The organism is Kitasatospora sp. NPDC001175 (assembly GCF_053598215.1).
The window spans coordinates 1-15026 of sequence record NZ_JBSFJU010000034.1; the positions used below are offsets into that span (position 1 = coordinate 1).

The following is a 15026-nucleotide window of genomic DNA, read 5'->3' on the forward strand; positions in this document are numbered from 1 at the left end:
CAGATTCGACAAGCGCGGCTACGTCTACCTCGGCACCGTCACCGCAGCCGCACTCGTCATCTGGCTTCGCTCGTGATCGCCAGGACACTGCCTAGGCGGCTGCCTTGCGGCAGGGTGACGCTCAGGATGTCGCCCGGGGCGTCCAGTTCAATGCGGTGCCAGCGCCCGCGCGGCACGATGACCGCCTTTCCGGCCGCGAGTTCGACCTCCTCCTGCTCCCCGCCCGCCCGCAGGGGCCGGAAGCAGAGGCGTATCCGGCCGGTGAGGCAGGAGACGACCTCGTCCGCGCGGGTATGGATTTCCCAGTGGTCGGCGTGGAGGTCGGCGTCGGTGGCGACGTGGAACGCCATCACCTGCCAGCCATCCCGCTCGGGGTCGAAGGTCGGCTGCTCGGCGCGCACCTGGCCGTCGGGGCGAAGGTGTAGAAAGGACTCGAAGAGATCGATCGTGGTGATGGTCATGTCGGCATCTCCTTCTCTCCGTTGACGTTCGTCCCTGGTCTGTGGCCGTCTCGTTCAGGCCAGGGCGCGGCGCAGGACTGCGGTGAGCTCGTCGATCTGTCGCCGGGACACTTCGGCGGATACCGCCGCCGGTGACCCGTGGAAGGTGCCGGCCCACTGGTGCAGGTCGACGGGTACGCCGGCCTGCAGAAGCCGCAGCGCGTAGGCGATGGCCTCGTCGCGGTTCGGGTCGAACTGCGCGGTGGCGATGTGGGCGGCCGGCAGGCCGGACAGGTCGGTGGCCCGTGCCGGGGCGGCGTACGGTGAGACGGACGCCGCGTCCGGACTCGGGCCCAGGTAGTGCCGCCACGATGCGGAGACCTTCTCCCGTGTCATGAACCGAGTTGCGGTGAAGTGCCTTGCCGACCACGTCTGCTGACGGTCGTCGAGCGCGGGCTGGTTGAGTAGTTGGAAGCGGATCGAGGGCCCCTGCCGGTCGCGTGCCCGCAGTGCGGCGGCGGCCGCGAGCCGCCGCGCGGCGCAGGTGCGCGCCGAAGCCGGATTCCCGCCGAATCGCGCCTGGGAGCACACCTTCGCGGTGTTCTACTTCATCCTCGGCCACACCATCGAGGAACAGGCCCAGTCCCGCATGCCGACCGGCGACAACTGGACGGCACGTCTGGCGGCCGCCGGGCTGGACACCAACGACCCGCTCGCAACGGGACTGAAGACACTGGCCGCCACCGACCCCAGCGAGCGGTTCTCCTACGGCCTGCGCGTCTTCCTCGCAGGGGTCCAGCAGCACGCACCCGAGGCCGCAGTCGCCCGAACGAGGCAGAGACCACCCGCGATTCCTGATCTCCTTCTCAACAGGGCGAAGGTTCTCTGATGCGGCACTGCTGGACTTGAATGCGTGATGTCGGTGCAGCGCGGCGGCGACCAGCCCGCGAGTTCCCGGTGCCGGTGGGGTGCGAGGAAGATATTCGCGTGAGCCAGGACCTGCCGCCGTTGCCGCTGCCCCACTACGCCGTCGTCCGTATCGGCTGTTCATCAGGGGTGCCCGCCGAGATCGCCGATGAGCTGCTGCAGATCGGCGTCCCGGCCGGGCTGATCGGCTACGAGTACCGGCCGCTGAGCGAGGCGGCTCTCCTGGGCCAGATCGGCGACAGCGGGTTGGTCGTCTTCGGTACCAGTGGCCTGTTCGGACGAATCGGCATCGACGTGGCCTCGCGTCGCGTGGCGCACATCCCCAGGGCCGACTACGCGACCGCCAGTCATGTGAACAGGGACCTCGAAGCCTTCCACCGGTGCGTCGCGGCCGTGATCGCCCGTTTCCCGTTCTACGAGGAAGGCGAGGAGGAGAGATCGCAACAGGTGGCGGACGAGCTTCGCGACCTCATCGCCGCCCTCGATGACACCGCACTCGCGCACAACGGGTTCTGGGAGACCATGTGCGACGACGTCGAGATGGGCGACTACGCGACCTGGGGGGATGAAGCACCTCAGTCCTCCAGCGTCAGGCCGGTAGCCGCGAGACAGCCGTCGACCAGCTCCGGACGGTACTGGATCCGCTTGAGCCGGCGCTTCACGGCCCGGGTGATCTGACTGAGGTCGGCGGCGGCGGCGAGGTTGCCGATCTCGCGCTTCACCGGCGACCGGATTCCCTCCTGGGGATTGAGGTCGGGAGCGTCTGCGGGCAGATGGAAGACCGTGAGCCACTCGGCGTTTGCCTCGATGAACTCGCGTATTCCCGTGGTCAGATGAAGGCGGGGGTTGTCCCGGACGCCGCGCCCGGCCTACCGGTACCGTGCTCGCTCGGTTCCTCTCCGGCTTCCTCGCCGAGGAGGCGGAGATCCGCACCTGAGGGCCCACACCCGAGGCCGACCGGGGTCCGATCCGGAACTCGCCACCGGATGGCCGCCGGCGGCGGTCCCGGCCGCCTGCCGACCGCGCCCACCCCCGCCGGTCGGCGGGGAGTGCCGTCAACCCCCGGGGAGAGTGGCGGAGTTGGGTGGTCCAAGCACTATGACATGAGCCCGCCATTCGGCGGGTACTGACGAAAAATCAGCTTACCGTACAGTAAATGCACAGTTAACACTCAAACCGTTTTCCGAAGGACCACACACACCTTGTTCCGCCATCAGCCCCGCCGTCTGCGCCGAGTCACCGGGACGGTGCTCGCCGGCGCCGCCATCTTCGGTGCGATACCCGCCGCCGCTCCCGCCTTCGCGGACGACGCCGCCTCGGCCGCCGCCGGATCGGCGACCCCGCACCTGGACGCCGTCGAGAAGACGCTGCGTCAGGTCTCTCCCGGCCTCGAAGGCTCCGTCTGGCAGCGCACCAGCGGCAACGCGCTGGACGCGCCGGCCGGGAACCCGGGCGGCTGGCTGCTGCAGACCCCCGGGTGCTGGGGCGACGCGAGCTGCGCCGACCGGCCCGGGACTCAGGCGCTCCTGGCGAAGATGACCGAGAACATCGCCGGGGCGACCCGCACCGTCGACATCTCCAGCCTCGCCCCGTTCCCGAACGGCGCCTTCCAGGACGCCATCGTCGCCGGGCTGAAGGCCTCGGCGGCGGCCGGGAACAAGCTCCAGGTGCGTATCCTGGTCGGGGCCGCGCCGCTGTACAACATCAACGTCCTGCCGACCTCCTACCGTGACGAGCTGGTCCGCAAGCTGGGCAGCGCCGCACCCAGCATCACCCTGACGGTGGCCTCGATGACCACCGCCAAGACCGCGTTCTCCTGGAACCACTCCAAGCTGCTGGTGGTCGACGGCCGCAGCGTGGTCACCGGCGGTATCAACGGCTGGAAGGACGACTACATCGACACCACCCACCCGGTGTCCGACGTCGACCTCGCCCTCACCGGTCCGGCCGCCACCTCGGCCGGTCGCTACCTGGACACCCTGTGGAGCTGGACCTGCCGGAACACCGGTGTGTTCTCTGCCGCCTGGTTCGCCTCCACCAACGGCTCCGCCTGCCTGCCGACCATGGAGCAGGACCGGAATCCGGAGGCCGCGCCGGCCACCGGCAGCACCCCGGTGATCGCGGTCGGCGGCCTGGGCGTCGGCATCCGCGACAAGGACCCGCTCTCCACCTACCAGCCCGCGGCGAAGCCCTCCGGAGGGACCAGCTGCGGCCCGGTCAACCTGCACGACAACACCAACGGCGACCGCGACTACGAGACGGTCAACCCGGAGGAGAACGCCCTGCGCGCGCTGATCGGCAGCGCCGAGGGCCACATCGAGATCTCCCAGCAGGACGTGAACGGCACCTGCCCGCCGCTCCCCCGCTACGACGGCCGCCTCTACGACACCCTCGCCACCAAGCTGGCTGCCGGGGTCAAGGTGCGCATCGTGGTCAGCGACCCGGCCAACCGCGGTGCGGTCGGCAGCGGCGGCTACTCGCAGATCAAGTCCCTGTCGGAGATCAGCGACACCCTGCTGGCCCACCTCGGCAAGCTGAACGGCGGCGACGCCGGGGCTGCGCGGACCACCATGTGCCAGAACCTCCAGCTGGCCTCGTTCCGCGCCGCGCCGACCGCCACCTGGGCGGACGGCAAGCCCTTCGCCCTGCACCACAAGCTGGTCTCGGTGGACGGCTCCGCCTTCTACATCGGCTCCAAGAACCTGTACCCGGCCTGGCTGCAGGACTTCGGCTACATCGTCGAGGACAGGACGGCTGCGGCCCAGCTGAACACCGGGCTGCTCGCCCCTGAGTGGAAGTACTCCCAGGACACCGCCACCGTGGACTACACCAAGGGCCTCTGCAAGGGCTGACCTGACCCGTCCGGGGAACCGCGCGACACCTCGCGGTTCCCCGGCAGCCCGGGTGGCGCGGTGGGCGCAGGCGCCGCACCGTGACGGCCGGAACGCGGCGGGCAGCGGTAGCCGGGCGCGTCGACGCGGTGATCGGGCGGCCTACGCGGTGAGCGGGCGGTCCGCCGGGCTGACCGGCGCGAGCAGCTCGGTGGAGCCGGTCAGATAGCGGTCGACGGCGGCGGCCGCCGAACGCCCCTCGGCGATCGCCCAGACGATCAACGACTGTCCGCGACCGGCGTCGCCCGCGACGAACACTCCGTCCACACCGGTCGCGTACCCGCCGTCCCGCGCGAAGTTCCCGGCGCCGTCGAGGCCGAGGCCGAGCTGCTCGACCAGGCCGCTGCCGGGTTCAGGACCGGCGAAACCGAGTGCCAGCAGCACCAGTTCGGCCTCGATGGCCTGCTCGGTGCCCGGCCGGGGACGCCTGGTCCCGAGCTCGGCCTCGGCCAGACGGACCGCGCGCACCCGCCCCTGCCCGTCCCCCTCGAAACGCACCGTGGTGGCGGCGAACCGGCGCGGATCCCGCGCTCCGGCCAGCTCCCGCGCCTCCTCGTGCGAGGTGGTGACCCGGTACACCTTCGGGTGCACCGGCCACGGCTGGCCCTCGGCACGCCGCTCGGGCGGGCAGGGATTGATGTCCAACTGGGAAACCTCGGCGGCCTGTTGGCGCAATGCCGTGCCCAGGCAGTCGGCCGCGGTGTCCCCGCCGCCGACGATCACCACCCGCCGACCCTCGGCCGAGATCGCCGGGCTGCCGTCACCGGCCACCGCCCGGTTGGCCTGCGGCAGGTACTCCATGGCCTGGTGGATTCCCGCCAGTTCCCGTCCCGGCACCGGCAGTTCGCGGCAGACGGTGGCGCCCACCGCGAGAACCAGCGCGTCGTAGCGCGACCGCAGTTCGTCGGCGCGCAGTTCGGAGCCGACCGCGATCCCCGTACGGAATCGGGTGCCCTCGGTCCGCATCTGGTCGATCCGGCGGTCGAGGCGGTGCTTCTCCAGCCTGAAGTCCGGGATGCCGTAGCGGAGCAGTCCGCCGATCCGGTCGGCCCGCTCGTAGACGGTGGTGGTGTGGCCGGCCCTGGTCAGCTGCTGCGCGGCGGCCAGTCCGGCGGGGCCGGACCCGACGACTGCGACGGTCCGGCCGGACAGCCGTTCCGGCGGCTGCGGCTGCTCGAAGCCGGACTCCCATGCCCGGTCGGCGATCGCCAGCTCGATGTTCTTGATCGTGACGGCCTCGGAGTCGATGGCCAGCACGCAGGCGCTCTCGCAGGGCGCCGGGCAGAGCCGTCCGGTGAACTCCGGGAAGTTGTTGGTCGCGTGCAGCCGAGCGCTCGCGCTCCGCCAGTCCTCGGCCGAGACCAAGGTGTTCCACTCGGGGATCAGGTTGCCGAGCGGACAGGCGTCGTGGCAGAAGGGTACGCCGCAGTCCATGCAGCGGGCCGCCTGCCCGCTGATGATCGGCAGCAGTGCCCGTTCCCGGTAGACCTCCGCCCAGTCCCGGATCCGATCGGGTACCGCCCGCCGCTCCCGGAGTCTGCGGGGGTTGTTGAGGAATGCCTTCGGATCGCCCATCGGTCCGCCTCCAGCGTCTGCGCGCACGACACCGGGCCTGCCGGCCGCGCACCCCTCCGCCACGGGAACGGTGTGCGGCGCCGTCTGGCCACCGTACGCCCGTACGGGCCGGACCGGAAACCGCGGCGCCCGCCGGGAGCCATGGACGGTTTTGGAGCGGGAGAGTCCGGATCTGGACCGCGACTGCCCGCCGAGCACGGGTGGGACCGACCGGCCCGGCTCGCGGCCGCCCGCAACTGCCCCGAAGACGCCCGGCCCCGGGCTCCCGGCTCAGCGCGGGAGGTCCAGCGCCGTCCGCGGCCAGGGGCGGCGCTCCTCCAACTCCTCCGCCAGCCCGAGCAGCAGCCGCTCACCGCCGGGCGGTGCCACCAGTTGGACGGACATCGGCAGGGACTCGGCGAAGCCGGGGTGCTGTCCGGCCGGCAGCGCGAGCGCGGGCCAGCCGGCCAGGTTCCACGGGTGACTGAACGGCGCGTACCTGGCGTTGGACAGGACGTTGCCCGTCCAGCCCCGGGTGTGCCAGCGGTGCGCCGGCGGCGCCGGCTGCGCCAGGGTGGGGGTGACCAGCACGTCGTACCGCGCGAAGAACTCCTCCAACCGCCGCTGCCAGGCCGTGCGCTGGGACCGCCGGACCAGTCCGGCCCGAGTGACGGCCCGGCCGAGCGCGGCATGGCGGCGGGTACGCGGAGCGAGCAGTTGCGGGTGCAGCCCCCGCGCGTCGGCGGCCGTCCCGGCCAGCCAGCGGCCGACGGAGGCGGCCCCCAGCCACCACGGATAGGGCGCCTCGGCGCGGGCCACCCGGTGCCCCGCCCCGGCGAGGTGGCGGCCGGTGTCACGGACCGCGGCGGCCAGCTGCGGGGCGGCCGGGATCCCGGGGGTGGGGCAGTTCACGGAGAGCGCGATCCGCAGCGGGCGCCCCTCGGTCCCGACCTCACCGATCGGGTCGTCGAAGCCGGCGAGGACCGCAAGCATCAGCCGGGCGTCGGCGGCGCAGGTGGCGATCGGCCCGTTCTCCGACATCCCGGACCAGCCGTCGTGCCCCAGATCGGCGGGAACCGACCCATGGCCCGGCTTGAGGCCCAGCACACCGCAGTTGGCGGACGGTATCCGGATCGAGCCCATCCCATCGTTGCCGAGCGCGATCGGCACCATCGCGGCGGCCACGGCGGCGGCGCTGCCGCCCGAGGAGCCACCGGCGCTCCGGCTGAGGTCCCAGGGGCTCCGGGTGGTGCCGAAGACGCTGTCGGTGGTGCCGAAGACACACAGCTCGGGCACGTTGGTGAGGCCCACGACCACCGCTCCGGCGGCCCGCAGCCGGCGCACCGTCTCGTGGTCGGCGGTGGCAGGCGCATCCGAGGTCGCGGCCGAGCCGTTCCGGGTCGCCTCACCCGCCACCGGCAGGTTGTCCTTGACCGCGACCGGAACCCCGGCCAGCGGCAGCGCCGCCAGGTCGTCGCGGTCGGCCAGCGCGTCGGCCGCCGCGAGGGCCGGTTCGGCGAGCACCTTGCGGAACGCGCCGACCCGCGGCTCCACCCGCTCGATTCTGCCCAGGTGCTCGGCCACCACCTGACGAGGCGTCACCTCCCGCCGCCGGACCGCCTCGGCGATCTCCACAGCCGTCCGCCCGACCCAGTCCGCCACCAACCGCTCCCCTGCTGTCCGTAAACCCCCGAAGGGCCGCCCCGCAGCACGCTATCGAGCACTCCGGAGGCAGACAAGAGTTCGCAGCCGTACCGTTCCCCGGTGGACTGGACCACCGGAGCTGACGCCCGGTGGCGGCCGTTCCGCTTCGTCCCCGATGTGGCGAGTGCCCGCCTTTGACGGCAACTCCTAGCCGCGTGTGCTTGATTCTGAAAGACTGCTGATGATGAGCCGACCGGGGGGATTCTCTGATGTCCGGCTGCCGCCACATCGTTTCCCCACCCGGCGCTTTGAGTGTGGTCGAGTTCCTCTGTGTACGTGAATCACCCACTTCACCTCGGGGAGACCCATGGACAGCTCCACCCGACCGCAGCTGCGGCCGGTACCTGCCAGCATCCGCGTTCTGATCCTGGACGAGTCACCGATCATCCGCACGGGTTTACGGGCGGTGCTGCACCAGGACGGTATCCAGGTCGTGGGCGAGGCCGGCGATCAATGCGAGGCGGTCGCCCTGCTGGCGGACACCTCGCCGGATGTCGTGGTCGTGCACACCGGCGGCTGCCCCGCCGACGTCGCCGCGGCGCTCCGCGAGGTACGGGACTGGGACGGCAAGGTACTGGCGCTGGTCGGCGACAGCCTCTCCGACTCCAGCGTGGAGCTGGTCACGAAGGACGCCGACGGAACACTGTTGAGCAGCGCCGGGGTCGAAGACCTGATCGCCGCGGTCCGGGTGCTGGTGGCGGGATACTCGCTCTTCCCGACTCCGGCCACTCCGTCCTCCCGTCCCTCGGCCCCGGGCGACCTCCCCTCCCAGCAGACGCTGACGCCGCGTGAGCGCGACGTGCTGCGCCTGCTGGGGCGCGGACGCACCAACGCGGAGATCTCCTCCCAGCTTTCGCTCAGCGAGAGCACCGTCAAGTCGCACGTGCAGAACCTGCTGGCGAAACTGGGGCTGCGCAACCGGGTGGAGGCGGCACTGCACGCAGTCGAGGCGGGGCTGGTCGGCACTCGCTAGCCGTCGCTGACGGAGCCTGGGCCGGAGCCGCGCCACCGCGGCGGCCCGGCCGGCCCGCCGCGGTGGCGCGGCCGGCTCGCGCAGCCCCCGGCGCCCCTGGATGCCGGCTCGGGCGGCTGCCGCTCAGCTGGGGATCTTGGCCCCGGGAAGCTCGCTGAGGGCGCGCTCGATCTCCGACTGGTCCGGTAGATAGTCCGTCAGGGTCCCGGCCAGGTAGGAGTCATAGGCCGCCATGTCGAAGTTGCCGTGTCCCGAGACGTGCACCAGGATGGCACGCGACTCGCCGGCCTCCTTCGCGGCCAGCGCCTCGTCGATCGCACCGCGCACCCCGTGGGCGGACTCCGGCGCCATCACGAAGCCCTCGTTGCGGGCGAACTGCACCGCCGCGCTGAAGACGTCGCTCTGGGACACCGCGCGCGCCCGCACGTAGCCGTGCTCCACCAGCGCGCACATGGTCGGTGAACTGCCGTGGTGGCGCAGGCCGCCGGCGTGGATGGGCGCCGGGATGAAGCTGTGGCCCAGGGTGTACATCGGCAGTACCGGGCTGAGCGAGGCGGTGTCCGGGTAGTCGTAGGCGTAGCTTCCCCTGGTCAGGCTGGGGCATGCGTCCGGCTCGACGGCGACGAAGCGGGTGCCCGTGCGCTGCCCGCTCAGCACGTCGTACAGGAAGGGGTAGGACAGCCCGGCGTAGCCGGAGCCGCCGCCGACGCAGCCGACCACCACGTCCGGGTAGTCGTCGCAGATCTCCAGCTGCTTCTTGGCCTCCAGGCCGATCACACTCTGGTGCAGCAGCACGTTGTTGGAGATGGAGCCGAGCGCGAAGCGGGTGTCCTCACGGCTGAGCGCGTCCTGCACTGCCTCGCTGATGGCGATGCCGATGGAGCCCGGGGAGTCCGCGTCCTGCGCCAGGACGGCCCGGCCGGCCTCGGTGAGCGGGCTGGGCGAGGGGTGCACCTGGGCGCCCCAGGTCTCCATGAGGATCCGCCGGTAGGGCTTCTGCTGGAAGGAGGAGCGGACCATGTAGACCGTGACCTCCAGACCGAAGAGCGAGCCCGCGAAGGACAGCGCGGAACCCCACTGCCCGGCGCCGGTCTCGCTGGTCAGCCGGCGTACGCCGTCCTGGGCGGCGTAGTAGGCCTGCGCGATGGCGGTGTTGGGCTTGTGCGAGCCGGCCGGGGAGACCCCCTCGTACTTGAAGTAGATCCGGGCCGGGGTGTCCAGCGCCCGCTCCAGCCGCGTCGCGCGGTGCAGCGGGGAGGGCCGCCAGATCTGGTAGAGCTCACGCACCCGGTCCGGTATCTCGATCCACCGCTCCTCGGAGAACTCCTGCTCGATGACGCCCTGCGGCAGCAGGCCGGCCAGGTCCTCGGGGCGCAGTGGCTCCAGCGTCTGCGGGTGGAGCGCCGGCGGCAGGCTCACCGGGAGGTCGGGAACGATGTTGTACCAGCGGTCCGGTAGGTCGGCGGCATTGAGAACGACATGCGTGGTGGTCATGGAATTCGCATCCTCACAGGACGAGGGCTCGGTCGCGGCACGGCGGAGCCGGGACGCAGAAGCGGATTCGACGAGCAGTCGTCCCGATGCTAGGAATCGGGTCCGCCGACTACCACCAGGAGAAAGAACGAAACTCAGGAACCGTCGTCCGCCGTTGGTACCGGTACTTTCGAAGCCGCCTCGCCTACCGCGGCGCCGGTGGGCGCGGGCGCCGAGAGTCCTGCGCTGAGTCCCACCCCGACCAGCGCGCTGCCGGCCAGCTGCGCCGCGCCGAGGGTGCCGCTGCCCACGACCGGAGCCGCGAACGCCGCCGCGACCGGGATCAGCCCGGCGAAGAGACTGGTCGCCTCAGGGCCCAGCCGGCTCAGGCCGACGTAGTAGAGGATGAACGCGCCGGCTGTCACCGCCGCCGCCAGGTAGCCCAGGGCGGCCAGTTCCCCCGGGTGCGGCCAGCGCATCTGGCCGCCGGGCAGTTCGACGGCCGCGGCCAGGGCGCCCATCTCCAGCGTGGCAAGCCCGCAGACGTAGGTCGCGACCGGGATCGCTCCCAGCCGCGGCAGCAGCGGCACCGCCAGCAGGGTGAAGGACACCTCCCCCAGCAGGGCGAGCAGCGAGAAGGCGAAGCCCGTCAGGTCGCCCCGGCCGTAGCCCAGGACCAGGGCCGCACCGGCGACCACCAGTGCCGACGAGCCGGTCAGCCGCCAGGACACCCGACGTCCGCCCAGCAGGGGGCCGGCGATGGCCACCAGCAGCGGGGTCGCGCCCACCACGACGCCCAGGACGGCCGGCTCGGCGGAGCGCAGCGCCCTCAGGCAGGCCAGGTTGAAGCCGACCAGGCCGGTACCGGCCAGCAGCGCCAGCAGGCCCCACTCGCGCCTGGTCGGCCGCGGCAGGGGGGTCCGGGCGAGGGCGGCGAGCAGCAGCAGGCAGAGCCCGCCCAGGGCGAAGCGCACGGTCTGGCCGCTCAGGAACGGATAGTGCGTGAGCAGGCTGGTGGCCACGAAGGAGGTGCCGACCAGCGCGGTGCCCAACCCGGCACAGAGGGCACCGAGGGCCCGCGGACGAGCCGCGCCCTTGGCCGGGGCGGCCGGGCCCGCGGATTCACGTAATGTCATGGCGTGCAGGGTAATGGCGTAAAGCCGTGTCCCGCCACCACACTTCGGGGGGTCGCGCCGCGCTTCTCCGCCTTAGGTCCTGGTCATTTCTGACGTGGTGCATGCTGCCGTCGCGCTCCTAGGATCCCGGTCGGGACAGCGTTCGAATGCCACCCGCTCGAAAGGATCGCGACATGTCAGCTATGGAATTAGTCGATCTGACGCAGCACGAGATCAGGGCTCTCCGTACCAGGTACAACCTGGCCGACGCACACACCCACCAACGCCAGTCCAACAGCCAGGAGAAGATCGTCTCCCGACTGCCCGCATTGTGGTACGAGTCCGAGGAACGGCAGCAGGCCTATTTCGAGCGGCAGTTCACCGAGGCCTTCTTCCGCCTGCACGGCCAGACCACCGCGCTCGGTCTGGACCGGACCCTGCTGTCGTACTCCGCGAGCGTTTCCACCATGGTTGCCGCGATGTACCTGCGCCGGCACGATCTGACCGTCTCGCTGGTGGAACCCTGCTTCGACAATCTGGTGGACCTGCTCAGGCACCTGGGCACCCCGCCAGCGGCGCTGCCCGAGGAGGCGCTGGCGGACCCGGAGACCGTCTACACGGAACTCGCCCGTCTGGTGCGGACGGACGCGCTGTACCTGGTCGACCCCAACAACCCGACCGGCTTCACGCTGTTCACGGACGGCGGGCGCGGCTTCGCGGAGGTCCTGCGGTTCTGCCGGGAACACCGCAAGCTGCTGGTGCTGGACTTCTGCTTCGCCTCTTTCGCCCTGAACAACGGCCTGGTCCAGCGCCCCGACGTCTACCGGGCGCTGGAGGAGTCGGGGGTGAGCTACCTCGCCATCGAGGACACCGGCAAGACCTGGCCGGTACAGGACGCCAAGTGCGCTCTGCTGACGGCCAGTTCGGACCTTTACGAGGAGGTCTACAACCTGCACACCTCGGTGCTGCTCAATGTCTCGCCCTTCGTGCTGAACTTCCTCACCCACTACGTCGAGGATTCCATCGCGGACTCCTTCGCCTCGGTGCGCGAGGTGATCGACACCAACCGCGCCACGCTGCGGCGGACCCTGGCCGACTCGCCGCTCGAACTGCTGGACGGGCGCGTGGACACCAGCGTCGCCTGGCTGCGCATCCGCCCCGCCCAGCTCACTGCCGACGACGTGCACAGCGAACTTCTGGCGGCGGAGGTCTACGTGCTTCCGGGGACGTACTTCTACTGGGACAACCCCGGACGAGGCGAACGGTACGTACGGATCGCGCTGGCCAGGCCGCCGGAGCAGTTCGCCGCGGCGGTGCGGGTGATCCACGACACGCTCGCCGCCCATGAGCGCTGAGCCCGGGGCGGGTCCGGCTGCGGGGCAGGGCCCGGGGGCGGAGGTGCTGATCGACGCCTCGCTCTTCCTGGGCATGCACAGCCTCGACGAACGCGTCCGCTCCGCCTGCAAGAACTTCTTCGTACGGCACCTGGCGGCGCGGCACGCGCTGGCGATGACACTCGAACAGGTGGGGCTCTGCGACGATCTGGTCTGGCGCCGGACGCGCGAGGAGCAGGACGCCTACTACCCCTTCATGGACAATCTGCACAGCGAGCTGTCCATCACCCGATTCGGCTTCCGGCGAGGCGATCTGGCGGCCGCGCTCGACTCCCCCGGGCTCGAAGGCCTCCCGCTGTCCGACGCTCTACTGCTGGCGCCGGCCGTACACCGGGGTGGCTCCCTGCACACCGCGTCGCCGCGCCTGCTGGGCCGCCGACGGCTCGGGCTTCCCGTCACCGCGCCACCGGACGGTCCCGAACTCGCCTTCCCACCGCGGCTGGAGGCGCTCTACCGGGACTCGCTGGCCCTCAGGTGCGACCTGGCCGATCTCGACCGCATCTCCAGCCCTGACGACTTGGACACGACATGACCGATCCGCTGACTTCCCGGGACCGCCAGGACGGCCCGGACCTCCGAGGCCACCGCCGGTACTCGGGTGTGATCGCACCGCTGGTCACGCCGCTGGACCTGAGCGGCCGAGTGCCGGCCGATGACGTAGCCAGGCTGATCGACTCGATCCGCACCGAGGTCACCGCACTGATGCCGACGCTCAGTTCCGGTGAGGGCTGGCTGCTGACCGAGCGTCAGTGGCGCGACATGGTGGACGCCACGGTCCGCCACGCCGGCGGTCTGCCGGTCATCGCCGGAGTGCAGCTACCCGACACCGAGGCCGTGGTGGCACGGATCCGGCTGGCCTCCGAACTGGGCGTGGACGCCGTGGCGGTCACCACGCCCTTCGGCGCCGGGATCGACCAGGACGGCATCGTCGGCCACTACCGGCACGTGCTCGCGACCGGAGTGCCGGTGCTCCTCTACAACGAGGAGGCGGTGTCCGGCAACCGGATCGAGGCGGACACGCTGGCTCGGATCTGCCGGCTGCCGGGCGTGATCGGGATCAAGGAGTCCAGCGGCGAAGCGGAGTTCACCCGGCAGCTGGTGGCCTCGAACCTGGGCGTGCCGGTCTTCGAGGGCTGGGAGAACCTGCTCTCCCAGGTGCCCGGGGTGCACGGCTTCATCGGTCCGCTGGCCAACCTGGAGCCGGCACTGTGCAAGGCGCTGTGGCAGCGTCCGGGCCCGGAACTGCAGGCGCAGGTGGACGCGGCCTGCGAGAAGTACGGCATCCTCTGTGACGACTGGTACCTGCGGGTCAAACGCGAACTGGTGGCACGCGGGGTCATCGGCACCGATGCGACGGCGGGCGGCTCCGGCGCCGCCGCGGTGCCGGTGCCATGACCACGGCAGCCGGGGCCGCTTCGGCGCTGCCGCCGAACGCCACCGTGCAGCAGCGGCTGTACTGGCACAACCGCACCGTCCCCGATGCCGCCGACTACGCCGAACTGCTCGCGCTGGAGGCGCGCTGGCCGCGCGCCGAGGCGGACGCCCTGGAGGCGGCCGCACCGGGGTTCGGCTCCCTGGGCGAGCTGCTGGCGGCCCTGGAGCGGCGCCTGCGCGCCGAGGAGGCCGATCCCGCAGAAAGCGAGCACTACCTCGCCGAGCACGCCACCCTGCCGGAATTCGCCTTCGTCGCGGGCCAGTTCGCCGTGGACGGGCTGGTGGAGTCGCAGTCCCACCTCGGCATACTGCCACGGCTGCCGCACCGGGCCCGGATGGCGGTGATGCGGGTACTCATCGACGAGTTCGGCTGCGGCAACGAAGCCCAGGAGCACGCCCGGCTCTACGCGCGGCTGATGACGGAGCTGGGGCTGTCGACGGACCCCTTCCAGCACGCGGCCAGCGCGTGCGAGGAGACGCTCGCCTACGTCAACCTCTTCCACTGGCTGGCCTCACGGGCACCGACACCCGACTACTTCCTGGGCGCCTACGCCTACTTCGAGTCGAGCGTGCTCTACGGCTTCCGCTGCTACGCCTCGGCCTGCGCCCGGCTGGGCATCGCCAACTCCCACTACTACACCGAGCACCTGCACATCGACAGCTTCCACAGCCGTGAGATGCTCGCCGCGCTGCGAGCCTGGGACCACGAGCGCGGCGCGGACCTGGGCAAGGTCTGGGCGGGTGTCGAACTGACCAGTGCGACCATCGCACGCGCGACGGAGGCGGCGGTGCGCGGTGCCCGGGCGAAGGGCCGCTCGTGAGCCCCGCCGAACGGCGGGTGCGCCTGCGCCAGGTGGACGAGGACACGGTCGCCGTGGAGGCGGACGTCCCAGCGTCGGGGTCGGGGGGCGGGATGCTGGTCGAGGCCCGCTGCCCGCACCGGGGCGGTCTGCTCCGGTTCGCCCACGTGGACGCCGCGGCCACCCGGCTGGTCTGCCCGCTGCACCACTCAGCGTTCGACCTGACCGACCACGGCACCCAGCTGTCCGGCCCACCGTGCCGCGCGCTGCGTACCCGGCCCGTGCCCCCGGCCGCCCCAAGGCATTCCGAACAGGAGTGAA

15 protein-coding genes and 1 pseudogene are annotated in these 15026 nt (G+C 71.4%); 9 read left to right on the top strand and 7 right to left on the bottom strand.

Translation table 11 applies throughout. The features are described from left to right. Positions 1 to 56 precede the first annotated feature (56 nt). Positions 57 to 461 (bottom strand): cupin domain-containing protein, encoded by a 405-nt coding sequence (locus tag ACWDAK_RS23340; RefSeq protein ID WP_427394638.1) that lies wholly within the window; start codon positions 459 to 461, stop codon positions 57 to 59. 54 nt (positions 462 to 515) lie between these two features. After that, positions 516 to 950: an alpha/beta hydrolase fold domain-containing protein gene (locus tag ACWDAK_RS23345; RefSeq protein WP_449806497.1), complete on the bottom strand. Its 435-nt coding sequence runs from the start codon at positions 948 to 950 to the stop codon at positions 516 to 518. Between ACWDAK_RS23345 and ACWDAK_RS23350 the strand changes: the two genes are divergently transcribed. Together ACWDAK_RS23350 and ACWDAK_RS23355 are read left to right on the top strand one after the other, a co-directional pair. After that, positions 901 to 1329 carry a TetR/AcrR family transcriptional regulator C-terminal domain-containing protein gene (locus ACWDAK_RS23350; protein WP_427394637.1) on the top strand — a complete coding sequence of 143 codons (429 nt, stop codon included), beginning with the start codon at positions 901 to 903 and terminating at the stop codon, positions 1327 to 1329. The two genes, ACWDAK_RS23345 and ACWDAK_RS23350, sit on opposite strands and share 50 nt — an antisense overlap. A gap of 98 nt (positions 1330 to 1427) precedes the next feature. Beyond that, complete coding sequence (locus ACWDAK_RS23355) at positions 1428 to 2045, top strand: SUKH-4 family immunity protein (protein ID WP_427394636.1); 618 nt, start codon at positions 1428 to 1430, stop codon at positions 2043 to 2045. Here the strand turns inward: ACWDAK_RS23355 and ACWDAK_RS23360 are convergent. Next, positions 1943 to 2224 (bottom strand): annotated as a pseudogene (locus ACWDAK_RS23360) (transposase); the annotation flags it as partial. The gene ACWDAK_RS23355 and the pseudogene ACWDAK_RS23360 sit on opposite strands and share 103 nt — an antisense overlap. A gap of 345 nt (positions 2225 to 2569) precedes the next feature. On the opposite strand from ACWDAK_RS23360, the gene ACWDAK_RS23365 reads away from it, so the two are divergent. Next, positions 2570 to 4219, top strand: coding sequence for a phospholipase D-like domain-containing protein (locus ACWDAK_RS23365; protein ID WP_427394635.1), 1650 nt, complete (start codon positions 2570 to 2572; stop codon positions 4217 to 4219). 141 nt (positions 4220 to 4360) lie between these two features. On the opposite strand, the gene ACWDAK_RS23370 is transcribed toward ACWDAK_RS23365, so the two are convergent. Then, complete coding sequence (locus ACWDAK_RS23370) at positions 4361 to 5833, bottom strand: glutamate synthase subunit beta (protein ID WP_427394634.1); 1473 nt, start codon at positions 5831 to 5833, stop codon at positions 4361 to 4363. 270 nt (positions 5834 to 6103) lie between these two features. Beyond that, the gene (locus ACWDAK_RS23375) at positions 6104 to 7474 is read right to left on the bottom strand and encodes an amidase (RefSeq protein ID WP_427394633.1); all 1371 of its coding nucleotides are present in this window, start codon (positions 7472 to 7474) and stop codon (positions 6104 to 6106) included. A gap of 349 nt (positions 7475 to 7823) precedes the next feature. Here ACWDAK_RS23375 and ACWDAK_RS23380 point away from each other — a divergent pair, with 349 nt between their 5' ends. Beyond that, positions 7824 to 8489, top strand: a complete 666-nt coding sequence (locus ACWDAK_RS23380) for a response regulator transcription factor (protein WP_344639356.1) — start codon at positions 7824 to 7826, stop codon at positions 8487 to 8489. 123 nt (positions 8490 to 8612) lie between these two features. Here the strand turns inward: ACWDAK_RS23380 and ACWDAK_RS23385 are convergent, their stop codons facing one another. Together ACWDAK_RS23385 and ACWDAK_RS23390 are read right to left on the bottom strand one after the other, a co-directional pair. Then, complete coding sequence (locus tag ACWDAK_RS23385) at positions 8613 to 9983, bottom strand: TrpB-like pyridoxal phosphate-dependent enzyme (protein WP_344639357.1); 1371 nt, start codon at positions 9981 to 9983, stop codon at positions 8613 to 8615. Between the two features lie 134 nt (positions 9984 to 10117). Then, positions 10118 to 11098 (bottom strand): DMT family transporter, encoded by a 981-nt coding sequence (locus ACWDAK_RS23390; protein WP_344639358.1) that lies wholly within the window; start codon positions 11096 to 11098, stop codon positions 10118 to 10120. A 182-nt stretch (positions 11099 to 11280) separates the two neighbouring features. Between ACWDAK_RS23390 and ACWDAK_RS23395 the strand changes: the two genes are divergently transcribed. Genes ACWDAK_RS23395 through ACWDAK_RS23415 form a run of 5 tightly spaced genes read left to right on the top strand, consistent with a single transcriptional unit; the run spans position 11281 to position 15025 of the window. Next, on the top strand, positions 11281 to 12432 hold the full coding sequence (locus ACWDAK_RS23395) for an aminotransferase class I/II-fold pyridoxal phosphate-dependent enzyme (RefSeq protein WP_427394632.1): 1152 nt from the start codon (positions 11281 to 11283) through the stop codon (positions 12430 to 12432). Then, entirely contained in the window at positions 12422 to 13003 is a 582-nt protein-coding gene (locus ACWDAK_RS23400) for a DUF6190 family protein (protein ID WP_344639360.1), read from the top strand. The genes ACWDAK_RS23395 and ACWDAK_RS23400 overlap by 11 nt, the downstream gene beginning before the upstream one ends. After that, a complete protein-coding gene (locus tag ACWDAK_RS23405; RefSeq protein ID WP_427394631.1) occupies positions 13000 to 13866 on the top strand; it encodes a dihydrodipicolinate synthase family protein in 867 nt (288 codons plus the stop codon). The genes ACWDAK_RS23400 and ACWDAK_RS23405 overlap by 4 nt, the downstream gene beginning before the upstream one ends. Beyond that, positions 13863 to 14726, top strand: coding sequence for an iron-containing redox enzyme family protein (locus ACWDAK_RS23410; protein WP_344639362.1), 864 nt, complete (start codon positions 13863 to 13865; stop codon positions 14724 to 14726). Before ACWDAK_RS23405 ends, ACWDAK_RS23410 begins: the two co-directional genes overlap by 4 nt. After that, a complete protein-coding gene (locus tag ACWDAK_RS23415; RefSeq protein WP_344639363.1) occupies positions 14723 to 15025 on the top strand; it encodes a Rieske (2Fe-2S) protein in 303 nt (100 codons plus the stop codon). The genes ACWDAK_RS23410 and ACWDAK_RS23415 overlap by 4 nt, the downstream gene beginning before the upstream one ends. Position 15026 lies beyond the last annotated feature (1 nt).